General features: G+C 62.3%; 20 protein-coding genes. 14 read left to right on the top strand and 6 right to left on the bottom strand.

Annotated features, from left to right (window positions below; genetic code table 11):
- Positions 1–24: 24 nt before the first annotated feature.
- From FJ960_RS27155 to FJ960_RS27140, 4 genes are all read left to right on the top strand, one after another.
- Entirely contained in the window at positions 25–759 is a 735-nt protein-coding gene (locus tag FJ960_RS27155; RefSeq protein ID WP_140510386.1) for an SDR family oxidoreductase, read from the top strand.
- 203 nt (positions 760–962) lie between these two features.
- The gene (locus FJ960_RS27150) at positions 963–1,562 is read left to right on the top strand and encodes an NADPH-dependent F420 reductase (RefSeq protein ID WP_140510388.1); all 600 of its coding nucleotides are present in this window, start codon (positions 963–965) and stop codon (positions 1,560–1,562) included.
- A 3-nt stretch (positions 1,563–1,565) separates the two neighbouring features.
- Positions 1,566–2,069: an SRPBCC domain-containing protein gene (locus FJ960_RS27145; RefSeq protein ID WP_140718171.1), complete on the top strand. Its 504-nt coding sequence runs from the start codon at positions 1,566–1,568 to the stop codon at positions 2,067–2,069.
- Positions 2,070–2,164: 95 nt separating this feature from the next.
- Positions 2,165–2,977 carry an SDR family oxidoreductase gene (locus tag FJ960_RS27140; protein ID WP_140718169.1) on the top strand — a complete coding sequence of 271 codons (813 nt, stop codon included), beginning with the start codon at positions 2,165–2,167 and terminating at the stop codon, positions 2,975–2,977.
- A gap of 188 nt (positions 2,978–3,165) precedes the next feature.
- On the opposite strand, the gene FJ960_RS27135 is transcribed toward FJ960_RS27140, so the two are convergent.
- The 6 genes from FJ960_RS27135 to FJ960_RS27110 form a co-directional block, all read right to left on the bottom strand.
- Complete coding sequence (locus tag FJ960_RS27135) at positions 3,166–4,485, bottom strand: extracellular solute-binding protein (RefSeq protein WP_140510394.1); 1,320 nt, start codon at positions 4,483–4,485, stop codon at positions 3,166–3,168.
- Positions 4,486–4,586: 101 nt separating this feature from the next.
- Positions 4,587–5,435, bottom strand: coding sequence for a carbohydrate ABC transporter permease (locus tag FJ960_RS27130; protein ID WP_140510395.1), 849 nt, complete (start codon positions 5,433–5,435; stop codon positions 4,587–4,589).
- Positions 5,432–6,355 carry a sugar ABC transporter permease gene (locus FJ960_RS27125; protein WP_246672980.1) on the bottom strand — a complete coding sequence of 308 codons (924 nt, stop codon included), beginning with the start codon at positions 6,353–6,355 and terminating at the stop codon, positions 5,432–5,434. Before FJ960_RS27125 ends, FJ960_RS27130 begins: the two co-directional genes overlap by 4 nt.
- 13 nt (positions 6,356–6,368) lie before the next feature.
- Complete coding sequence (ugpC, locus tag FJ960_RS27120; protein ID WP_140718165.1) at positions 6,369–7,460, bottom strand: sn-glycerol-3-phosphate ABC transporter ATP-binding protein UgpC; 1,092 nt, start codon at positions 7,458–7,460, stop codon at positions 6,369–6,371.
- 48 nt (positions 7,461–7,508) lie between these two features.
- Positions 7,509–9,020 (bottom strand): alpha-N-arabinofuranosidase, encoded by a 1,512-nt coding sequence (locus tag FJ960_RS27115; RefSeq protein WP_140718163.1) that lies wholly within the window; start codon positions 9,018–9,020, stop codon positions 7,509–7,511.
- A 183-nt stretch (positions 9,021–9,203) separates the two neighbouring features.
- Positions 9,204–10,130, bottom strand: coding sequence for a helix-turn-helix domain-containing protein (locus FJ960_RS27110; RefSeq protein WP_140718161.1), 927 nt, complete (start codon positions 10,128–10,130; stop codon positions 9,204–9,206).
- A 472-nt stretch (positions 10,131–10,602) separates the two neighbouring features.
- Here FJ960_RS27110 and FJ960_RS27105 point away from each other — a divergent pair, with 472 nt between their 5' ends.
- From FJ960_RS27105 to FJ960_RS27060, 10 genes are all read left to right on the top strand, one after another.
- Entirely contained in the window at positions 10,603–11,625 is a 1,023-nt protein-coding gene (locus FJ960_RS27105; protein WP_140718159.1) for an ABC transporter substrate-binding protein, read from the top strand.
- A 73-nt stretch (positions 11,626–11,698) separates the two neighbouring features.
- A complete protein-coding gene (locus tag FJ960_RS27100) occupies positions 11,699–14,173 on the top strand; it encodes an ATP-binding cassette domain-containing protein (protein ID WP_140718157.1) in 2,475 nt (824 codons plus the stop codon).
- The gene (locus FJ960_RS27095; RefSeq protein WP_140718155.1) at positions 14,170–15,204 is read left to right on the top strand and encodes an ABC transporter permease; all 1,035 of its coding nucleotides are present in this window, start codon (positions 14,170–14,172) and stop codon (positions 15,202–15,204) included. Before FJ960_RS27100 ends, FJ960_RS27095 begins: the two co-directional genes overlap by 4 nt.
- Positions 15,205–15,308: 104 nt before the next feature.
- Positions 15,309–16,136 carry a phosphogluconate dehydrogenase C-terminal domain-containing protein gene (locus FJ960_RS27090; RefSeq protein ID WP_140718153.1) on the top strand — a complete coding sequence of 276 codons (828 nt, stop codon included), beginning with the start codon at positions 15,309–15,311 and terminating at the stop codon, positions 16,134–16,136.
- A 260-nt stretch (positions 16,137–16,396) separates the two neighbouring features.
- Complete coding sequence (locus FJ960_RS27085; protein ID WP_140718151.1) at positions 16,397–17,338, top strand: D-ribose ABC transporter substrate-binding protein; 942 nt, start codon at positions 16,397–16,399, stop codon at positions 17,336–17,338.
- A gap of 142 nt (positions 17,339–17,480) precedes the next feature.
- On the top strand, positions 17,481–18,143 hold the full coding sequence (locus tag FJ960_RS27080; RefSeq protein WP_140718149.1) for a DUF2291 family protein: 663 nt from the start codon (positions 17,481–17,483) through the stop codon (positions 18,141–18,143).
- Positions 18,140–19,678: a sugar ABC transporter ATP-binding protein gene (locus tag FJ960_RS27075; RefSeq protein ID WP_140718147.1), complete on the top strand. Its 1,539-nt coding sequence runs from the start codon at positions 18,140–18,142 to the stop codon at positions 19,676–19,678. The genes FJ960_RS27080 and FJ960_RS27075 overlap by 4 nt, the downstream gene beginning before the upstream one ends.
- Positions 19,678–20,742 (top strand): ABC transporter permease, encoded by a 1,065-nt coding sequence (locus tag FJ960_RS27070; RefSeq protein WP_140718145.1) that lies wholly within the window; start codon positions 19,678–19,680, stop codon positions 20,740–20,742. The genes FJ960_RS27075 and FJ960_RS27070 overlap by 1 nt, the downstream gene beginning before the upstream one ends.
- 2 nt (positions 20,743–20,744) lie before the next feature.
- Positions 20,745–21,779: a Gfo/Idh/MocA family oxidoreductase gene (locus FJ960_RS27065; protein WP_140718143.1), complete on the top strand. Its 1,035-nt coding sequence runs from the start codon at positions 20,745–20,747 to the stop codon at positions 21,777–21,779.
- The gene (locus FJ960_RS27060; RefSeq protein WP_140718142.1) at positions 21,776–23,614 is read left to right on the top strand and encodes a hypothetical protein; all 1,839 of its coding nucleotides are present in this window, start codon (positions 21,776–21,778) and stop codon (positions 23,612–23,614) included. Before FJ960_RS27065 ends, FJ960_RS27060 begins: the two co-directional genes overlap by 4 nt.
- Positions 23,615–23,618: the final 4 nt, after the last annotated feature.

The raw sequence follows: 23,618 nt of genomic DNA, 5'->3' as shown, positions 1-23,618 counted from the left end.
CTCGACACCACGAAAGGAGAAGTCATGGGAAAGCTTGAAGGTAAGGTTGCAGTCATCACGGGTGGATCGAGCGGCATGGCGCTGGCGAGCGCCAAGCGGTTCGTCGAAGAAGGCGCCTACGTTTTCATCACGGGCCGGAGGCAGGAGGCGCTGGACGAGGCCATCATGCTGATTGGCCGGAACGTGACCGGCGTGCGCGGCGATGCGGCCAATCTCGACGACCTCGACCGCCTGTTCGATACAGTCAAGCGGGAAAAGGGCAAGATCGACGTCCTGTATGCGAGCGCCGGCACGGGCGAAGCCGTCCCACTGGGCGAGATTACCGAGCAGCATTTCGATGCGACCTTCGGCCTGAATACGCGCGGCACGCTGTTCACGGTTCAGAAGGCGTTGCCGCTGTTCAACGATGGCGGATCGATCTTCATGACCGGATCAGTTGCTTCGCTGAAAGGTTTTCCCGGCTACAGCGTGTATGCGGCGAGCAAGGCGGCGTTGCACGCATTCGCACGCGGGTGGCTCAACGAACTGAAGGGCAGGAATATCCGGGTGAACGTGCTGCACCCGGGGCCGATCGCCACACCGATGCAGGACCAAGTTCTCACCGAGGAGGCGAAGCAGATGTTCGAATCCCTGATCCCGCGGGGAAAGATGGGGCGTCCTGAGGAAATTGCGGCGGCCGCGCTGTTTCTTGCTTCAGACGATTCGAGCTTCGTGAATGGGCTGGAATTGTCTGTCGACGGAGGCTTCTCGGCCATCTGAAATCGCGCCGGATCGCGGGAAGCGGCTGATCGGCGGGAACCAGCGTGTCCATGGTCGAACGACTTCCGCGCTGAACGGTCGGTCCGGCCGCGCCGGAGTCGTTCACGACGGGACGTCTACGCAAAGGTCGCCATAAAGCAGAACGGATAACCCGGCGCCGTTGAGGGCCGGGAGCCAATATCAACACAGATCGGAGAAGTATTATGAGCTATGCGATTGTAGGATTCGGTAAGATAGGCCAGGCCCTCGCCCACGCCTTCGCCCGTAAAAACATCGAAGTGGCCGTCGCGAGCCGCCGGCCGCCCGAGGCGCTGGCGCCGCAGGCTCGGGCGATTGGACCCACGGTCGTCGCCAAGTCGCTGCGGGATGCACTCGAGGCCGACACAATCATCTTGGCGGTCCCGTTCGGGGAGCATCGCGAGGTTGCGAAGGCCCTGCCGAGCTGGAAAGGCAAGACGGTCATCGACGCGATGAACGCGTTAGTTCCCCCTGAGGAGTTGGACGGTCTCCCGTCCTCCGCCTTCGTCGCGAAGGCGTTCACCGGCGCCAAGTTCGTGAAAGGTTTCAATCACCTGATTGCGGCCACCCTGGCTGCCGATCCGACCGTCGAGGGCGGACACCGGGTCGTCTTTCTGTCGAGCGACGATGAGGACGCGATTGGTCCCGTGGGGGCCCTGGCCAAACAACTCGGGTTCGCACCCGTCAAGCTGGGAAAGCTCAGCGAGGGTGGCGCGCTGGTGCACGCACGCGGCCGCGTTTGGGGCCAGCTCATCTTCCAGGATTTGTTCAAGAAGGAGCAATGACCGGTGTACGACCATGTAATTTGGCCCGAGCGGTATGATCCGGGAACGTCGACTCTCTACGCGCTCAACGACATCGACGTGAAGGCGCCCCCTGAAGTGGTTTGGAAGCTGCTTGTCGACGCCGAAAATTGGTCGAGCTACTTTCCGGCCGAGGATCAGGTCAAGGTTCTGACCGACGATCCGGAACTTGCGCTCGGAACCAAGTATAGCCGGGTGACGGTTGGATTCCCGATGAGTTTGGTCGTGACGGAATGCGAGCCCTTCCGCAGGCTTGCGTGGGCGACGACCGTCGATGGCGACGCGACCGGCTCGAGCGCGTACCACGGCTGGGTCATCACTCCCACGAGCGATGGTTGCCATGTGCTGACCGAGGAGACACAGCAAGGCCCCTGGTTCCTCGAGGAACTCGGACGCAAGCATCCCGGTGCGCTCTACCGCTATCACCAGGAATGGGTCGAAAGCCTCGCACGCGCGGCGGAGGCGGAAGTCGCGAAAAAGGCAGGTTAGCCCGTTTATCCTGATGCTTGGGCGGCCCTGCCGCCTAGGCATTAACTCATTGAGCGCAGCGATGGCTGTGCCGGCCAAGGTTGGAGATGAATGACATGAATATCGAACTCAAGGGCCGCACGGCGATCGTCACCGGGTCGACGGCAGGCATCGGGCGCGCCACCGCAGAGGGTTTAGCTCGTGCCGGGGCGTCGGTCGTCATTAATGGCCGTGGAAATGCCCGGGTCAACGAGGCGGTGCGGCAGATGCGCCAGTCTTTCCCGGACAGCGAGATCTCCGGCGTCGCCGCCGATCTGTCGACCGCGGAGGGCGCCGACACATTCTTCGCGCAAGCGCCCGACGCCGATATACTCGTGAACAACGTCGGTACGGCTCACATCCGGGACTATAACAGCGTCGAGGACATCGCCAAGATCCCCGACGAGGACTGGCTTGGCCTGTTCCAGCTGAACGTAATGAGCGGCGTGCGCATGACGCGCCACTACGTGCCGCGCATGGTGGCGAAGGGCTGGGGCCGCGTCGTGTTCGTGAGCAGCGAGTCCGCAGTCAACATTCCCAAGGAGATGCTCGACTATGGCATGACCAAGACCGCGCAGCTGGCGGTCTCGCGCGGTCTTGCCGAGGCGGTCGCGGGCACGGGTGTCACCGTCAACGCCGTCCTGCCGGGACCTACCCGGTCCGAGATCCTGGGTGACTTCATGGCCAAGCAGGCTGAGGCAACCGGAATCACGCAAGAAGAAGCCGAGCAGGGCTTCCTGAAGGCGATGCGTCCGACCACCCTCATCCAGCGGTTCGCGACCACCGACGAGGTCGCCAACATGATCATCTACGTGTGCTCAGAGCAGGCCTCCGCAACCACTGGCGCGGCTCTGCGCGTGGATGGTGGCGTGGTCCGCTTCGTCGCCTAAGCGTCTAGCTATAGGGCGTCAGTACGAGATCGCGTGTAAACCGCTGAATCGATAGGAATTTTTCTAACAACACCCTCCCCTCACTCCCGCTCGATTGTTTTGAGACCAGCTATGTCATTGATCTAGATGGGCCCCCACGACTGTTTCCAGCCGCGGGGGCGTCGGGATAACTTCCCGGAAACCCGTGGTCAGATGTTGGCGAGCAATTCGTTGACTCGGCTTTCCATGTCCGCAAGCGCGGCATCGACGTCTTTCTGGCCAGTGATTGCGGCGCTCATCTCTTCGCCGACAATGTCCTGGATCGCAAACTGACGCTGCACCGCTGACGGTAGCGGCCTGCCGAGATCGGAGATGGCGGCAATCGTGTTGCGATGCGGCAGCGCCTTGAAGGCGTCCGAGGTGATGATGGCCTTGTATGCCGGCAGGTGACCGGTGCGCGACCATTCGAAATCGTTGTCGGCGAAGAACTTCAGGAACTTGCCGATAGCCGCGGTCTGTTCCGGCGTGCGGTCCTTATGCGAGACTGCCCAGGTGTGGCCATCGGCATATTGCGCATGGGCGCCGCCAAACAGCTGCGGATACGGGTAGACCGCGTAGCCGCCCTTGTTGAGCGCCGTGCCCTTGGTTTCGGACTGGGCATTGTTGTCGCCGACAACCCACGTGCCGTTGAGCTGAACGCCACCCTCACCGGCAAGGAAGGCGTTGATAGCGCCGCCGTAGTCGAGGTCCTTGGTGGTGTAGCCCTTGTCGAAGATCGCCTTGTACATCTCGACGACCTTCTTGGCTTCCGGCGTATTCAGCTTCACATGCTTGGGATCAGCAAAAAAGTCGGAATCCTGCTGGAAGAGATAGGTGTAGAGGTTGCGCGTGTAGAGTGCCGTCTCATTGGCCAGGTTTTGAACGAAGTAGGGCTTGCCGGTCTTCTGTTTGAACTGTTCGGCCTGGGCGAGCAGTTCCTCAGGCGATTTCGGAAGCATCGGAGTGCCGTCGGCATTGACAAGACCGGCCTGTTTGAAGAGATCCATATTGATGTGATAGAGCATCGTCCAGCTGTCGATCGGCAAGCCATAGATCTTGCCGTCTTTGGTGGCGCCGTTGCGCGCTGCGTCCGTGAAGGCTTCAGGTGCGACGCCGACGGACTTCAAGAGGTCATCTAGTGGCATCAACAGGCCCTTGGACTGATAGTCCGACAGCGCGGATTCGTGGATCGTGACGATGTCTGGAGCATCGCCCGAAGCGAACTGCGCAGTCAGTTGGTCATAGCCCGGCCATTCCACGGTGGTGACATTGACGTGCACGTCGGGATTGTCGGCGTTGAACTTGTTGATCAGCGAGGTGATGATGCCGCATTCGCCGACGGCCTTGCCTACATCGGTGTTGGTGCCGAAATTGGCATCGCAGGCACCGAAGAAGCGCTGCACGGTCAGTTCCGTCGCTGCAAGGCTCGGGCTGGCGAGCATCATTACCCCCGCGGAGACCGCGGCAAACAGTATTTTCTGCATTTTCATATCAGTTCCTCCTACTGAGTTTCCGCCTCTCCACCCTGGATTGGCTTCATGCTTTCCATCGCCGCGGCGCACTCCCCGCCGCCTGCAGTCGGGCAATTTCGTTATCGGACCGCGGCGCCAGAGACGGCCGTGACGATGTATTTCTGGAAAAAGAGGTAGACGATGAGGATCGGCGCGCCGGCGAACACCGCCTGCGCCATCAGAAAGCCGATGCCTTCAGACTGGGCGAAATTGGTCTGTGTCGAAGCCATACCGACGGTCAGCGTGTACATGTCCTTCTTGGTTGCCGAGATCAGCGGCCACAAATAGTCGTTCCACGCGCCAAGGAAGGTGAAGATGCCGAGGGTTGCCTGTGCAGGCACCGTGAGTGGCAAAAGCACCTTCCAGAAAATCCTGAAGCGGCTGGCATTGTCCAGCATGGCGGCTTCGTCCAGCTCCTTCGGGATGGCCTTGAAATATTGGGTCATCAGGAAGACGCCGAACGAAGCCGACAGGCCGGGGAGAATGAGCCCGTGATAGGTGTTGTGGAACTTCAGTATGCTGAAGATCTGGTGGCGGGCGACAAGCACGGCTTGTTCCGGAACCGCCAGACCGAAGAGCACGATCACGAACAGGACGTTTCGGCCGGGAAAGTTCAGTCGTGCAAAACCGTAGCCGGCGAGCGATGACAAAACCAGCGTGCCGAGTGTCAATCCGCCCGAGACGACGATGCTGTTGCCCACCCAGAGGAATACCGACGAGGTGCCGATGGTGTTGAGGTAGTTCTTGAGGGTGTAGGGCGCGTGAAACACCGAATTCGGATCGGCCATCAGCTCGGCATTTTCCTTGAGCGACAGGCCGATGACCCACAGAACCGGGGCGATCATGACGATCGAAAGCAGGATGACGAGGGCCAACAACACGCGGTCGCCAAATGCCCGCCCCTTGATGGAAGTGGCTGGAGCACTCATGCCCGGTCTGCCTTGTTGCGAGCGACGAGGTACTGGGCCATGGCCGCGATCAGGATGAGGATGAACAGGATTTCCGATGCCGCGGCACCCATGCCGAGATCCCAGCGGCGGAATGCGGTGTCATAGATATAGAGCACGATCGGCTTGGTCAGGTTGTTGGGACCGCCGCGCGTCATCAGCCAGGCCTGGCCGAACAGCTGGAATTGCAGCACGATCTGGATGATGATCACCAGGACGAAAGTGCGTTTGATCGACGGCAGCGTGATCGAGCGCAAGGTCTGCCAGCGATTGGCATTGTCGAGGGCCGCCGCTTCGTAGATATCCTGCGGGATCTGCTGCAGGGCCGAGAGAAAGAGCATCATCGGCAGGCCGATGCACCACCAGACAGTGGCAATGGCGATACCGATCATGGCAAGGCTTGGATCGGAAATGAAGGCTGGGGCGGTGGCACCAAACCATCCGTAGATCGTCGACAGCAGGCCGACATTCGGAATGAACACGATGCGCCAGATCAGTGTGACGATGGTAACCGACAGCACCGAGGAGGAAAAGAACAGGGTCCGCAGCACAGCGGCAGTGCGCGTGCGGCGGTTGAGGCAAAGCGCGAGGAAAAGGCCGATCAGAGCCAGCGTCGGCACCGTCAGGAGCACGAAGTAAAAGGTGTTCCAGACCGATTGCAGGAACACCTTGTCGTTAAACAGCCTGATATAGTTGCCGAGACCGACAAAATTTCCGGATGAGAAAGTGTCGGCCTTGTGGAAGCTCAGCCACATCCCCCAAAGGAGCGGGAAGATGAGCAGCGTCGTGAAGAAGAACAGGAATGGTGCGACGAAAATGAAATTTCGCCATTGCGGCGCGTAGATATCGACGCTTGGGGCCCTAACGCTGGCGGCCGGCGTCGAGGTCCGCGGGATCGTCAAACCGTCGGCCACGTCAGGCCTCCCTCGCGTGCCAGGCGCGGCCTGTCTCGTTGAACAGATGCGATTTCTGGCCATCGAAGGCTAGCCCGACCTTGTGGCCGACGGCGACGCGGCTGTTGCCGACATCGGAGCCGACGATCTGCTGGCCATCGCCCAGCCGTGCGTAGATCAAGGTGCGTTCGCCGAGCCGCTCGAGCACATCGACCACGCCGTCGGTATTGCCCTGCCCTGCAGCAACGATGCGGACATCTTCCGAACGGATGCCGAAGCTGTGCTTGCCACCGGTCAACTGGCTGGAGGCGATCTCGGTCCGAACCGACATTCCGTCCGCAAACCTGACCGTGGCGTTCACAGCCGATCTGTCGACTGTCGCCTCGACAAAATTCATCGCCGGTGCGCCGACGAAGCCTGCGACGAATTTGGTCGCGGGGCGTTCGTAGATCTCCATGGGAGAGCCGATTTGCTCGATCCTGCGATTGTTCATGACGACGATACGGTCGGCGAGCGTCATCGCCTCGACCTGGTCGTGGGTGACGAAAATCATTGTCGATTGCAAGCGCTGGTGAAGCTGGGCAAGTTCGATGCGTGTGCGGGTCCGCAAAGCCGCATCGAGATTGGAGAGCGGCTCGTCGAACAGGAACGCCTTCGGCTCCTTTACGATCGCACGGCCGATGGCGACGCGCTGGCGCTGGCCGCCCGAGAGCTGGCCCGGCTTGCGCTCGAGCAAGTGAGCCATCTCGAGAATGCGGGCGGCTTCGTTGATCCGCGCGTCAATGACTTCGCGCGACATGCCGATATTCTCGAGCCCGAAGGCCATGTTGTCGCGCACGCTCATATGCGGATAAAGCGCATAGGACTGAAACACCATGGCAATGCCGCGCTTACCCGGCGGCAGATGATCGATACGCTCGTTGTTGATGGCGATCTCGCCGCTATCAACAGTTTCGAGGCCTGCGATCATTCGCAGAAGCGTCGATTTCCCGCATCCGGACGGCCCGAGAAACACGATGAATTCGCGTGCCTTGATGGACAGCGACAGATCCTCCAGCACCGCCATGGCACCGAAATGCTTGCTCACATTCCTGATTTCGATATCGGCCGTCACGTCGACGCTCCTCCTCAGCGCATGCACTTTTCGATGGTCCGCCCGAGATCAGAGTTTCAGGCGGATCATCTGATAGGAATAGGTCGGCAGCGATAGGCTCAGTCTGCCGCCAGCCACCGAGGCGCCCTCCCCCCTCTTGGGCCCGACATTGCCGGGGTTCCCGGCCGAATTGACGGCTTTCAAATCCGCGTGCGTTATCACTTGGTGATCAGCGAGGTCAGCCGCACCGAAACCGCTGATGTCGATCACGGTTTCGATCGCCTCGCTCGAATGGCGGTTGACGGCGAAGAAGGTGACATGGCCGGTTTTGGTGTCATGCACGCCGGCCACGTCGATGCAGGAAACCTCACCCGCGACGGTGGACTTGTAGGTCGGGCTGTCCAGCTTGAGATCCAGCGCATTGCCACGACCGTAGATCGAGGCATAGAGATAGGGATAGAATATCGTCTGGCGCCATGCCGGGCCATCCGGAACGGTCATGATCGGCGCAATGACGTTCACCAGCTGCGCCAGGCAGGCGATCTTGACCACATCGGATCGACGGATGAAGGTGTTGAGGATCAGGCCAACCTGCAGCACGTCCTCGAAATTGTAGATGTCTTCGAGCAATGGTGGGGCGAAGGGCCAGCCGTCATTGCCGCCAAGGATCTTCTTGTCCTGCTCTTTGGAATGATACCAGACGTTCCATTCGTCGAACGAGATGTAGACCTGCTTGCTGGAGCGCTTCTTGGCCTTGATATAGTCGATCACGCCGGCGACTGAGACGATGTAGCCGTCGAGCTTCTCGTTCATCGCGAGATAATTCGGCGCATCATTGGCTTCATTGTCGAAATACATGTGCAGCGAAATATAGTCGACCTCGTTATAGGTATGGTCGAGAACGGTCGCCTCCCATTCAGGATAGGTTGGCATCCTGGCATTCGAAGAGCCGCATACGACCAGTTCGAGCGACTTGGAAAAAGCGCGCATGGCCTTGGCGGTCTCATGGGCCAGGCGGCCATACTCGTCGGCGGTCTTGTGGCCGATCTGCCAGGGGCCGTCCATTTCGTTGCCGAGGCACCACAGCTTGACGTCGAAGGGCTCCTTGCGGCCGTTGGCGATACGCTTGTCGCTCCACTCACTTCCGCCTGGATGATTGGTATATTCCAGAAAGTTGCGGGCTTCATCGAGGCCACGCGAGCCGAGATTGACGGCAAGCATCATCTCGGTGTTGGCGGACGCGCACCAGTTGGCAAATTCATGCAGGCCGACTTCGTTGCTTTCCGACGTGTGCCAGGCGAGGTCGAGGCGCACCGGGCGTTCTTCCTTGGGGCCGACACCGTCCTCCCAATTGTAAGCGGACACGAAATTGCCACCGGGATAGCGGACGATCGGAACGTTGAGTTCCCTGACGAGATCGATGACGTCTTGACGCATGCCGTTGGCATCTGCCGTCGGATGGCCGGGCTCATAGATGCCGGTGTAGACCGCTCGCCCCAGATGCTCGATAAAGGATCCGTAGAGCCTCGGATCGATTTCCGAGACGACATAGTGCGGATGCGCCGTTATGGCTGCCCTCATGCATTCCTCCCTAAATATCACAAATGATGATTTAAATCATCTTACTTGATATCAAAGGGAAGCAGGATCCATTCGTCAAGCGAAAAACCACCAAAAGTCTGACAATTCACCGACAGTCTCGGTCGTAAATGGAATCAATGTATTGAAATCGCTGCGTTATTTTTGGGACCCGATTTGATGATATCAATGGGTTTTGATCCTGAGCAGGATGTCCTGATCGTAATTTCCAAATCCCTTGCCGAAAATATTGATGCCGCCGGGACGCTTGGCATCGTCCTTGACGCCAATACGGACCCGGATTGAATGATGGCCCTTGAGGTCGAGGGCGGCGAGGCTGGTTTCTGAAATCCTGACACCGTCGACATAGGTGCCGTCGGTGGAGATTCGCCAGTTCTTCAGCTTGCCATATTGCGAGCCCTTGAGCTTCCACCAGGAAGGCGTGAAGACGCCGCGCTTGTCGCCGAAATCGCCGGGTGACGTCCACGTTCCGACATCGACGCCATTGATCGTCAGCGTGATGTCGGAGGGCCAATCGGCGCTGGTGCCAGGCACTTCCGAGGACAGCTCCGTCACCAGTTCGAGTTCGGTAATCTCGGCATTGGCGAGCTTGGCATTGTTGGGGAACTGGTATTCGACAAAGCCGCGGGTGAACCACAACAGACCAGCCTTCATGCGGTCCGGATCGAGGAAGGTGTTGGGCACATCGAGGAGACCGATGATCCCGTCCGGCGAGCAGAGACCGCAGGGCGCGGTGACCTCGAATCCAGTGTAGAGCCCAATCGGCATCGACACTTCGATCGCGTCGTTCTTGAGCGAACGATATTCGCTCTTGAAGACCACGAGCACTTCCTCAGCAGTCGGATAGCAGATCTTTTGACTGCCCTTCCTAGCCTTCTGGTTCTCGGTGCGGATCAGGCCAGCATCCTCGAGCACCTGTATATTGGTCGAGACCGTCGACTGCGGCAGCGACAGCAGGGCGGCGATGTCATTGACATTCATCGGCCCTTTCTCATGCAGCAGTTTCAGCATCGAGATGCGCGCCGAAGAGGCCAGCCCCTTGAGGACGGCCATGCCTTCCTCAGGTTCGATCACCAAAAAATTGCGACTCATCGATTGGCCAGTCTATACGAATTCCATATCCGAAATTGCGCCTGTATATCTTGGAATCTGATTTAAGCAATGCGCTGACCGCCTCCAAGTCACTTTTATTGATCGCAACCGTGCAGCGGGTTCCTTCCTCGGGGACTTTCGTACGCCTGCCGGCGCCCGAAATTCTTCACGCCCGAAACTCTTCACGAAAGCGGAATGACAGCGCAACAGCATCGGGATGGCGATAGCGGCATGGAACGCTGGAAGTCTCGACCTGGCCCTCGGACTCGGGGGTCCCTTACCGGACGACATGCCAATTCAACGCATTGGCGGGCCTACGCCCAGCAGCGGTCCGACAAGAGCAGCAAAAAGCTTGCCTACTTGGTATGCTGGTATAATATGTAGATGGTATGGTGTCTTTCGGAAAGAGCCACCGTCACGGAATGAACAGACGAGCCGATCAGGTCGGCCGGTGTTTTTGGGAGGAGATATCATGAAGTTTTCAATTGTGGCGGCGCTTGCCGGCGCCGCGCTGGCCAGTGTTTCGGTTTTGCCGGTGATGGCGTCGCCGAACGCACCGGTGATCGCACTCGCCAATGCCTATTACGGCAACACCTGGCGGCATCAGATGGTGGAGGCTTTCGAGGCCTCGGCCAAGGAAGCCAAGGCGGCCGGTCGGATCGCCGACTACGTCGTCATGAACGGTGATGGCTCGGTGGCGCAACAGAACAGCCAGATCGCCGAACTGATCCTCAAGAAGGTCGACGTGCTCGCCGTCGACGCCGCCTCGGAAACCGCGGTCAACGGCATCATCGAAAAGGCCTGCAAGGCCGGCATCATCGTGGTTTCCTTCGATTCGGTTGCTTCGGCGCCCTGCAACTACCAGCTCAACTTCGACTTCAAGGGCTACAAGGCGGCCCAGGCCGAAGCCGTCTTCAAGATGATCGGCGGCAAGGGCAACGTCATCCAAGTGCGCGGCGTGAAGGGCTCGGCGCCCGACAACGACATGTTCAACGCGCAGCAGTCGGTGCTGGCGAAATATCCCGACATCAAGGTTGTCGCCACCGTCTACGGCCAGGCGACCGCCTCGGTCGCGCAGGCGGCGATCGCCAATGTCCTGCCCTCGCTGCCACATGTCGACGCCGTACTCGGCCAGGGCGGCAGCGACGACGTCGGCATCGCCCAGGCCTTCGTCCAGTATGGCGGCGATTATGCCGGCAAGATGCCGATCATCGAAGGCGGCGGCGGCACCGACTTCGTCAAATGGTGGGCCGACGAGAATGCCAAGAACGGCTACCAGACGGTCTCGATGAACACCACGCCGGGCATTGGCGGCGCCGCGTTCTGGCTCGGCCTGTCGCTGCTCAAGGGCGGCAAGGCACCGAAGCTGATGATCATGCCGGTGGCGACCGTCGATGCCAGCAACCTCAAGGAGTATGCGAAGCTGCCGGGCGGCCAAATCATCAGCCCTACCTATTCGCTCGACTGGGTCAAGCAGAACCTGCTCAGCAAGTAAGGCTGCCATTGCCAGGGACCGGGCACCGCCAAACGGCCGCGCCCGGTCCCTGCCCGTAAGAATCGGAGGACGAATGTCCCATCTTGCCGTAACCGATCCGGAGGGCGCGGCCGCTACGGTGCCCGACACCAGGCCAAACGTCGTCTCGCTGTCGCGGATCACCAAGAGCTTCGGGCCGACGCTGGCGAATGCGCGGATCGACCTCTCCGTCTCGGCCGGCGAAATCATCGGCCTGGTCGGCGGCAACGGCGCCGGCAAGTCGACACTGATGCGCATCCTGTGCGGGGCGACGTCGCCGACCCTCGGCTCGATTTCGTTCGCCGGACAGGGCGTGAGCTTCGGCGCCTATGACACGGCGGAGGCGCAAAGGCGCGGCATCCGCATGGTTCACCAGGAACTGTCGCTGTGCGCCAACCTTTCAGTCGCCGAGAACTTCTTCCTGGAGACACCCGGCGACGCGGCCAACCGGCCGGGCTGGCGCGCACTCTACAGGGACCGCGCCCGCGCAGCGCTGGACGCCGTCTTTCACGCCAACGGCATCGATGTGAACGCCGAAGTCGGCCATCTCTCCATCGCCGAGCGGCAGATGGTCGAGATCGCGCGCGCCGCCGCCACGCCCGGCGTCAAGCTGATCGTGCTCGACGAGCCGACCTCCTCGCTCGACCTCGACCGCTCCAGACAGTTGCGGGCCTTTATCCGTGAGCGTGCCAAATCCGGCTTCGCCTTCATCTTCATCAGCCACAAGCTGCAGGAAATCATCGACATCGCCACGCAGGTGATGGTGCTGCGCAACGGACGCACCGCCTGGCGCGGCGATGTCGCCGACACCTCGATCGGCCAACTGGTGCAGCTCATGGGCGGCGACGCCAATTCAATCCACCAGCACAGCGCCGTCGCCGCCAGCAGCGGCGAGGCGCTGGTCAAATTGTCCGGTTCCCTGACCGCCGGACTCGGCCGCGATATCGAGATCGGCCGCGGCGAGATCATCGGACTGGCGGGGCTCGAGGGCAGCGGCCAGAAGGAGTTGCTGCACGCTATCTTCGAGCCGGATTCTACCGGAGGAACCGCGATCACCAGGAGCGGCGATGCCGGTTTCATTGCCGGCGACCGCCAGAAGGAAGGCGTGTTCCCGCTGTGGAGCGTGCTTGGAAACATCAGCATCGGCAGCCTTGCCCGCCGTCCGGCACTGGGCCTTGTTTCGGAACGCGCCTGCCGCGAGGCGGCGGGCGTTGCAGCCGGCCGGTTGCGGCTCGACGACAAACGCTTCGGCTCCAACATCCTCGAACTCAGCGGCGGCAACCAGCAGAAGGCGCTGGTTGCCCGCGCGCTCGTCGCCGACACGCCGATCCTGCTGCTCGACGATCCGACGCGCGGCGTCGACATTGCCACGAAACAAGACTTCTACAGGCTCTGCAACGAGATCGCGCACAGTGGTCGCACGCTGGTCTGGCACACGACCGAAGACGCCGAGCTTTTGGCCTGCGACCGCGTGCTGGTGTTTTCAGGCGGGCGCATCGTCAAGGAATTGAGCGGCGAAGCGATCACGGAATCGGCCGTCGTCGGCGCATCCTTTGCCCAGCAGGCGGACACCTGTGCCGGCCCGGGGCGCAGCGCCGCCGGCGCGGGCCTTGCCCGCCGGCTGGTCAACGCGGCCCCCTTCATCGGCGTCGCCGCCGTGCTGGCAGTGATGATCTCGGCCAACCCGGCGGTGGCCTCGATCTTCGGGCTCGACCTGTTGTTGATGCCGGCGCTGTCCCTGGTGCTGGTGACGGCGGCGCAGATGTTCATCGTCGGCGGCAGCGAGATCGATCTCGGCGTCGGCGCCTTTGCTGGTCTGGTCAGTGTGCTCTCCGCCACGCTGCTCTACGATCAGCCATGGCTCGGTGCGCTGGCGCTGGCGGCGGCGGTCACCGCCTATGCTGGGCTTGGCGGCCTGATCCAGGCGCGCAAGATCCCGGCCATCGTCGTCACGCTCGGCGCCTCCTTCATCTGGATGGGACTGGGCTACGCGCTGCAGCCGACACCGGGCGGCACCAGCCCCGAATGGTTGTCGGCGATGTTCAGCTGGTCGGTGGGTTTCCTGCCCACCTCCATCATCCTCATCGCCGCCGTCGCGCTGGTGGTGCTGGTGATCGACCGGCTGCCGCTCGGCGTGGTGCTGCGCGGCTTCGGCAACAATCCAACCGCCATGATCCGCTCCGGCTGGTCGCCGACGCGCTATGCCCTGGTGCGCTACCTCGTCGCCGGATTGTTCGCCGCTGCCGCCGGCCTGTCGCTGACGGCGATCAACACGGCAAGCGACATCAATTCCGGCAATTCGTTCACGCTGCTCAGCGTCGCCGCCGTAGTGATGGGCGGCTGCTCGCTGCTGGGCGGTGTCATCTCGCCGGTCGGCACTGTCGCCGGCGCGGTCACACTGGCCTTGATCGGCGCCCTGCTCGGCACGCTAAACGTGAGCAGCGACTTCAACGCGGCAACGCAAGGGCTGATCCTCATCGCCCTTTTGACGCTGCGCAGCCTGATCGCAGACCGCAGGAGCGAACAATGAACGGCCTCGTCGCCTTCAGCCTCTGGGCACAGAAGAACCGCTGGGTCTGGTCGGCGATCGGCGTGCTTTTGCTTTGGCTGGTGCTCTCCGTAGTCACCAACCGCTTCAGCCTCTCCAGCCTGTCGGGCATCATGCTGTCGGCCTCGTTCCTGACCGTCGTCGGCATCGGCCAGATGTTCGTCGTCACCACCGGGCGCGGTAATATCGACCTTTCGGTGGCCTCGGTGATCACGCTCAGCGCCTTCGTGGCGCTGCTCACGATCAAGGGCCAGGACGCCAACCTTGCCATCGGCGTCGGCGCCGCGATCCTGCTCGGCCTTGCGATCGGCGGGTTGAATTCGCTGCTCGTCGTCGGGCTGAACATACCGGCCATCATTGCCACGCTGGCGACAGGTTATGTACTGGCAACCGCGACACTGCTATCGAACCGCGCCATAGCGGGCTTCGCCGTGAGCCCGCTCTTGAAGACGCTGGCGACGGGCCGCATTGCCGGCGTGCCGATCATGGCCGCCATCGCCATCGTTGGCGTGGCCGCGACCTCCTTCGTACTGCGCTACACGGTTTTCGGACAATTGCTGTCGGCGGTCGGCCAGAACCGCACCGCCGCGCGGCTGGCCGCAATCCGCAACAACCGGGTCATCGCTTCGGCTTTCATCATCTCGTCGGTGCTGGCTTCGCTCAATGGGCTGCTGCTCGGCGCCTATATAGGTGGCGCCTTCCTCGAAATGGGCCAGCCCTATCTCTTGCAGTCGATCGCCGCGGTGGTGCTGGGCGGCACGCTGATCTTTGGCGGCTCGGCGAGCGCCGTCGGCACGCTGTTCGCCAGTATCCTGCTGATCCTCATCGTCACCACCATGCAGATCGTCGGCCTGCCGCCAGGTGCGCAGGACATCGTGCAAGGCATCGTCGTCATCTTCGTTCTGGCGCTGGCCGGCCGGCAAGTGCTGTCGCGCCGAGCCGCCGTCGACCGCACCGACGACGACGGCACACTGGAATCCGAGCCAAATGCGGCGGCTGTCCGCCGGGAATGACAAGCGGATGATGATTTCTCTTGCCAATGTGGTAGAGTGATCATACCAGTAGATAAGATGACGATCGGTAACGCCATCGTCCAAGACCAGGGAGCAAGGGCTAGATGACGACGATTGCGCTGTTCGGTGCCGGCGGCAAAATGGGCTACCGCCTTTCGACCAATTTCCGCGGCTCGCCCTATAGGATCCGCCATGTCGAGGTCAGCGAGGCCGGGCGTGAGCGGCTGAAGACCGGACTGGGCTTCGACACGGTCAGCGCCGACGAGGCGCTGGAAGGCGCCGACGTGGTGATCCTGGCCGTGCCGGACACCCATATCGGCAAGGTCGCGACAAGCATCGAGAGCAAGCTTGCGCCGGGCACGATGGTCATCGTACTCGACGCAGCCGCGCCGTTCGCCGGCCATTTGCCCGATCGTCCCGACCTGACCTACTTCGTCACCCATCCCTGCCATCCGCCGATCTTCAACGACGAGACCGACATGGCGGCGAAGAAGGACTATTTCGGCGGTGTGAAGGCCAAGCAGCACATGGTCAGCGCCCTGATGCAGGGACCGGAAGCCGACTATGCCAAGGGCGAGGCCATCGCCAAGATCATCTGGGCGCCGGTGATGCGCTCGCACCGCGTTTCCGTCAAACAGATGGCGCTGCTCGAGCCAGGTCTTTCGGAAACCGTCTGCGCTTCGCTGCTGGTCGTCATGAAGGAGGCGGTCGACGAGGTCGTGGCGCGTGGCGTCGACCGGCAAGCGGCGCTCGATTTCCTGCTTGGCCACATGAACGTGCTCGGCGCCGTCATCTTCGGCGAAACCAAGGGCGTGTTCTCTGACGCCTGCAACAAGGCGATCGAATTCGGCAAGCCGGTGCTGATGCGCGACGACTGGAAGCGGGTCTTCGAGCCGGAAGAGATCGCAGCCAGCATTCAGCGGATCACCTGAGTCGACTTGGGTACAGAGTACCTGAATTTGTGGTTGACTCATCATACCAGTTGACTAAGCTAATCTCCGCTCGGATCAACCACGCTTCGCCGGGAGTTCGAAGCTGAGACGGGTGGAGGATGGCGGGGAACAGGAACTTGCTTGGGAGGCCGATTGACGGCTTGGGCCAGGCGTTCCGCAACCTTCACAGGCTGATGGATTCAAACGCAGACAGTGGCCTCGATCGGTCGAGACACAGGTTTTTCAAACGGGAGGACTTCATGAAACTGACTCGCAGAATAACGCTTGCGGCGTTCGCCGGCGTGCTGGCGCTCGGCACGGCGATGCCTGCTTACGCGGCGGACCTCATCGCCATCATCACGCCATCGCATGACAATCCGTTCTTCAAGGCGGAAGCGGTCGGCGCCGAGACCAAGGCCAAGGAACTCGGCTACGAGGCGCTGGTGCTGGTGCATGACGACGATGCCAACAAGCAGTCCGAACTGATCGACACCGCGATCGGCCGCGGCGCCAAGGCGATCATCCTCGACAATGCCGGCGCCGACGCCACCGTCGCCGCCGTGCAGAAGGCCAAGGACGCGGGCATTCCCTCGTTCCTGATCGACCGCGAGATCAACGCCACCGGCGTCGCCGTGGCGCAGATCGTCTCCAACAACTACCAGGGCGCCCAGCTCGGCGCGCAGGAGTTCGTCAAGCTGATGGGTGAAAAGGGCAACTTCGTCGAGCTGGTCGGCAAGGAATCCGACACCAATGCCGGTATCCGCTCCAAGGGCTATCATGACGTCATCGATGACTATCCGGACCTGAAGATGGTCGCGCAGCAGTCGGCCAACTGGAGCCAGACCGAGGCCTATTCCAAGATGGAGTCGATCCTGCAGGCCAATCCCGACATTAAGGGCGTCATCTCCGGCAACGACACGATGGCGATGGGCGCCTATGCCGCGCTCGCCGCCGCGAACCGCAAGGATGTCATCGTCGTCGGCTTCGACGGCTCGAACGACGTGCGCGATTCCATCACCTCCGGCGGCATCAAGGCGACAGTGCTGCAGCCTGCCTTTGCCCAGGCGCAGATGGCGGTCGAACAGGCCAACGACTTCATCAAGAACAAGAAGTCACCCGAGAAGGAAAAGCAGCTGATGGACTGCGTGCTCGTCAATGGCGAAAATGCCGCCAAGCTGGAAACTTTCGCGCTGAAGAACTGAGCCGGCTCAACGCAACGGCGAGGGGCGGACCTGTGTTCGCCCCTCGCCCAGTTTTGTTTTGACGCAATTTCGGACGAAAAACCGTTTCACACTTTTTCTGGAATTGCTCCAGTTTGACATTCCGGGTGATTTTTTGACCGCCATGCCGAACAGATTGACTTGGCTGACCCGTTTCACCGGGATGATGCTTGCGGCGCTCGTGGGCCTTGGCCTCAGCGCCTGCAAGATCCTGCCGACGCCCGTGGCGCAAGGCGAAAACAATGCGCCTGCCTTCAAACCGGACAAGATGGTTGAGGACATCTGGGCCTCGAAGGTCACACCCTACCTCAAGCAGAAGGCCGGGCCGTTCGCCGAGGTCCATGCGTTGGCGAAGACCGATCCGGCGGCGGCCGGCGCCAAATACGGCAACCCCAGGAAGCAGGCGAATTCGCCATGGACCTTCGCGGTGCGTGTCGAGGGCAAGATCATCGCCGCCAACACGCAGTCGCGCGCGGCAACGATGGACATTGACGTGGATGGCGACGGCAAGGCCGATGCGCGCGTCCAGATCGGGCCAGCGATGCGCGGCACGGCACTGCGCGACAGCCTCGATTTCGTCCAGTTCAACGACTTCACCAACCAGATCGACTTCGCCCAGTTCGGCAAGGCTTTCAACGCCTATGCGGACAAGGCCGTGCTGTCCAAACTGCCGCGCGAGGCACTTGAAGGCCGCGCCGCCAAGGTGATCGGCGCTTATACGATCGAAGGTGGCCAGGACCTGCCGCTGGTGACTCCGGCGGAGGCCGAGATCGGGCCGAAGCCATGAGCCCTGGTCGCGAGGTCATCCTCAAGCTGGAGGACGTCTCGAAGGTCTATGCCGGCACGGTGGCAGTCAAGCAGGCGAACTTCGAGGTGCGCAAGGGTGCCGTCAACGTGCTGGTCGGTGAAAACGGCGCCGGCAAGTCGACGCTGATGAAGATCATCGCCGGCGTCGAGCAGCCGACCGCCGGCCGCATCCTGCTCGAAGGCGAAGAGGTTTCCTTCTCCTCATCGGGAGATGCGGTGGCGCGCGGCATCGGCATGGTGTTCCAGGAGCTGAACCTGTTCGGCAACATGACCGTCGCCGAGAACATCTTCGCCACACGCGAAATCACCAACCGGCTGGGCAAGATCGACCGCAAGGAGCAGGAAAAGCGGGCGGGCGAATTCCTCGACCGGCTCGAAGCCGGCATCCGGCCAGACATGCTGGTCGAGGACCTGCGCATCGGCCAGCAACAGCTGGTCGAGATCGCCAAGGCGGTTTCGCTCGACGCCAAGATCCTGATCATGGACGAGCCGACCTCGGCATTGAGCGCGGCGGAAGTCGAAATCCTGTTCAAGGTGATCGCCGACCTCAAGGCGCGCGGCGTCGCCATCGTCTACATCTCCCACCGGCTGGAAGAACTGATCCGCATCGGCGACACCGTCACCGTGCTGCGCGACGGCCGTATCACCGGCCAGGAGGAAATGAGACGAGTCGACACGCAGTGGATCGTGCGGCAGATGATCGGCTCGGATGCCAAGGATTTCGCCAAGGCCGACGGACATCAGCCCGGCGAGGAAATCTTCCGCGCCGAGGAGATCTGCCTGCCGCGCGTTACCGGCGGACTGGCGGTCGACCATGTCTCGCTGTCGCTGCGCGCCGGCGAAATCCTCGGCATATACGGGCTGATGGGCGCTGGGCGCAGCGAGCTGTTCGACTGCATCATGGGCCGTCATGGCCATGCCAGCGGCAAGATCTTCATCGCCGGCAAGCAGGTGAAGGAGCGCGACACGACGCGCCGCATCCAGCGCGGGCTGGCATTGATCCCCGAGGACCGCCAGCGCGAAGGGCTGGTGTCGATCCTCTCGGTCGCCAGCAACCTGACGCTGGCGAGCTTGTCGCGCTTCGTCAGCCTGTTCCATATCCGCGGCGGCGCCGAGCGGCAGGCCGTCGTCCAGATGGTTCGGGAACTGGCGATCAAGGTCGCCGATCCGGCGCAGGAAGTCTCGTCACTGTCGGGCGGCAACCAGCAGAAGGTGGTGATCGGCAAGGCACTGCTCACCGAACCGAAAGTGCTTTTGATGGACGAACCCAGCCGCGGTATCGATGTCGGCGCCAAGGCCGACGTCTTCCGCACGATGCGCAAGCTTTCGCGCGACGGGCTCGGCATCCTGTTCGCCACCTCCGATCTCGACGAGGTGATGGCGCTGTCCGACCGCATCGCGGTGATGAGCAATGGCAGACTGACTGGCATGTTTGACCGCGCCGAGGCGACGGAAGCGGCGATCGTCGCCGCGTCGGCGCTGGGCCACGGACCGGCACATGGAGAGCAACGCTGATGACTGACATTCCGGCCAAGGCGGCCGCTCCTTCCGCCTCCAGCGGTTCCGCGCTGCTGACGCTGATGAAGCTCAGGACCTTCATCGCGCTGATCGCGGTGCTGGTATTCTTCTCGATCGCCGCGCCGAACTTCCTCTCGGCCGCCAATTTGATCCTGATGGCCAAGCACGTGGCGCTCAACGCCTTCCTCGCCATGGGCATGACCTTCGTCATCATCACCGGCGGCATTGATCTTTCGGTCGGTTCGATCGTCGGCCTGTGCGGCATGGTGGCCGGCTATCTCGTGCTCAACGGCATCGACCTGCAGATCGGCTACACCGTCTATTTCAACGTCTTCGAGATCGCCCTGATCACGCTTCTGGTCGGCATAGCGATCGGCGCCGTCAACGGGCTGCTGATCACCAGGCTCAACGTCGCCCCCTTCATCGCCACGCTCGGCGTTCTCTATGTCGCGCGCGGTTTCGCGCTGCTGTCCTCCGACGGCCGCACCTTCCCCAACCTCGTCGGCAAGCTGGAACTCGGCACCACCGGCTTCGGCTTCCTCGGCGCCGGCCGGCTGCTCGGCTTGCCGGTGTCGATTTGGATCCTGATCGTGATGGCGCTTGGGGCTGCCTATCTCGCGCGCTACACCCCGCTCGGCCGGCATATCTTCGCCGTCGGCGGCAATGAGCGCGCGGCGCGGATCTCGGGCGTGCGCGTCAACATGATCAAGATGTTCGTCTACATGTTCTCCGGCTTCTGCGCCGCGATCGTCGGCCTGATCATCTCGTCGGAGCTGATGGCCTCGCATCCGGCGACGGGCGAGAGCTTTGAACTGAATGCCATCGCCGCGGCGGTGCTTGGCGGCACCTCGATGTCGGGCGGGCGCGGCACGATCGGCGGCACCATCGTCGGCGCCTTCGTCATCGGCATCCTGTCGGACGGGCTGGTGATGATGGGCGTGAGTTCTTTCTGGCAGATGGTGATCAAGGGGCTGGTCATCATCGTCGCCGTCGTCGTCGACCAGGCGCAGCGCCGGCTGCAGCAGCGCGTCACCCTCATGCAGATGGCAAAGGTGGGTTGAGCATGGCGAGCTTAAGTGGAGCGCTGATCGGCTGCGGCTTCTTCGCCGTCAACCAGATGCATGCCTGGCGTGACATCGAAGGCGCCGCGATCGTCGCCATCTGCGACCGCGATCCGGAGCGGCTCAGGCTCGTCGGGGACCAGTTCGATGTCGCACGGCGCTACACGGACGCAGCGTCGATGTTTGCGGCGGAGAAACTCGACTTCGTCGACGTCGCCACCACGGTGGGCAGCCATCGTGAGCTGGTCGAGATGGCCGCCGCGCACGGCATTCCCGTCATCTGCCAGAAGCCGTTCGCGCCGACGCTCAGTGATGCCAGGGCGATGGTGGAGGCCTGCCAAACAGCCGGCGTGCCATTGATGGTGCATGAGAACTTTCGCTGGCAGTCGCCGATCCAGGCGGTGCGCGCCGTACTCGACAGCGGCGAGATCGGGACGCCCTTCTTCGGCCGCATCTCCTTTCGCTCCGGCTATGACGTGTTTTCCGGCCAGCCCTATCTGGCGACGGGCAAACGCTTCATCATCGAGGATCTCGGCATTCATATTCTCGACATCGCCCGCTTCCTGCTCGGCGATGTGTCGAGCCTGACCGCGCGGACCGCACGCATCAACCCGGCCATCGCCGGCGAGGATGTCGCCACGATGCTCATGGACCACGCCGGCGGCGCCACTTCGGTGGTCGATTGCAGCTATGCGACCAAGCTCGCCGTGGAGCCGTTCCCGGAAACACTCATCGAACTCGACGGCAGCGACGGCACGATCCGGCTGGCGCAAGGCTACCGGCTGACCGTCACAGGCAAAACCGGAACCAAGGTGAGCGACCTCTCGCCGCCACTGCTGCCCTGGGCCTCGCGGCCTTGGCACAACATCCAGGAAAGCGTTGCCGCCATCCAGCGGCACTGGGTCGACTGCCTTGCATCAGGCCAGGAACCGGCTACTTCAGGCGCGGACAATCTGAAGACCTTAGCCCTGGTCGAGGCGGCCTATGCCGGTGCCGCCAGCCGAGAACCGGTGCGGATCGACGCGCTGCTCAGATGACGGCTGAGGCTTTCCAGCTCTACGGCACGCGCGCGGCCGAGCCCAAGCCGGTCACGTTGCGCGCGGGCGCGCTGAGTACGGAGCTGGTCAACGGCAATCTGCGCACCATCCGCCATGGCGGCATCGAAGTGCTGCGCGCCATCGCCTATATCGTGCGCGACCGCGACTGGGGCACATACGAGCCTGATCTGACAGATCTGGCGATCGATCAGGAGGATGACCGTTTCTCAGTCAGCTACACGGCAAGCTGCCTCGGCCCGAACGGCAGCCGGCTCGGCTTCCGCGCCACGATCGAAGGCTCCGCCGACGGCAGGCTGGTGTTCGATGTGACCGCGTTGCCAGAGAGCGATTTCGAAACCAACCGCTGCGGCTTCTGCATCCTGCACCCGATCGCCGGTCTTGCCGGCAGCCCGGTGACGGTCGAGCATACCGACGGCGGGGTAGTCGAGACGGAACTGCCCGATCTGATCGACCCCTGGCAGCCGTTCAAGGATTTGCGCGCCATCACGCATCAGGTGCGGCCCGGCGTTGTCGCGCAATGCCGGATGGATGGCGACACATTCGAAATGGAAGACCAGCGCAACTGGTCTGACGCTTCCTACAAGACCTATGTGAGGCCGCTGGCGCTGCCATGGCCCTATGTGCTGCCGGCCAGACAACCCCTGCGTCAGACGATCAGCCTGCAAATCACCGGCGACGCCAACGTGCCTGCCTCGGCAGTGGCGGCCGAACCGGTCCGCGTCGAACTCGGCAAGGCCGGCTCGAAGCTGCCTGACATCGGCGTGGTGATCTATCCCGAGGATGTCGAGGCGGCACTTGCCGACCTGCCGGTGCTGGGAAGGCTCGGTCCGCGGCAGCTGCTTTTCCACTTTGATCCGACGCGAGGCCACGGCCTCAACGCGCTGCGCGCCCATGCCCGGCTCGCCGCCGCCTATCCTGTTTCGACGACGCTGGAATGCGTGGTCGCCTGCGCCGGCGATCTCGACGCCGAACTTTCCGATGTCGCCGATATGGTACGCCGGGCAGGCCTGCGGCTCGATGCTGTCGCGGTGTCTCCTGCGGTCGACCGCCAGTCGACGCCGCCGGGCAGTGCCTGGCCGGCATGCCCGCCGCTCGAGGACGTCTACACGGCGGCGCGCCGCGCCTTTCCCGATATCCGTCTCGGCGGCGGCATGTTCAGCTATTTCACCGAGCTCAACCGCAAGCGCGTTCCGGCCCACCAGCTCGATTTCATCACCCACTGCACCTGTCCGATCGTGCATGCCGCCGATGATCTCAGCGTCATGCAATCGCTGGAGGCGCTGCCCTTCATCATTCGGTCCACTCGGGCGATCTTCGGGACAAAGCCGTACCGGATCGGGCCATCGACGATGGCCATGCGCCAGAACCCCTATGGTGGCGCGACCAAGGACAATCCGCAGGGGCAACGCATCGCCATGGCGAACCGCGATCCCCGCCATGCCGCGCAGTTCGCCGCCGCATGGACGATCGGCTATGCCGCGCGCGTCGCGCCGGCGGGCCTGGAGATGCTGACACTGTCCAGCTTCAGCGGGCCGTTCGGCGTGGTCGCGGGATCAGGCGAACCCGTCGCGCAAGGAACGCCGCGGCCGATCTTCCAGGCCGTCGAAGGGCTTTGTGAGTTGGCCGGACTGACGCATGTTTCCGCCATGACGAGCGACGAGACTCGGGTCCTGGCGCTGGCCGGTCGCTCTGTCTCGGGCAGGACCATCGTCTGGCTGGCGAACCTGACGGCGAATGATGTGTCCGTCGATGTTTCGGCGCTTGGCCAGGACCATCTCGTGATGTCGTCCTACGCCACTATGCGGGTCGGCTAGAGCT

Source organism: Mesorhizobium sp. B2-3-11 (genome assembly GCF_006442215.1).
Classification (GTDB): Bacteria; Pseudomonadota; Alphaproteobacteria; order Rhizobiales; family Rhizobiaceae; genus Mesorhizobium; species Mesorhizobium salmacidum.
Note: the sequence above shows the minus strand (reverse complement) of the source record. Positions and strands in the feature narration are given on the sequence as shown.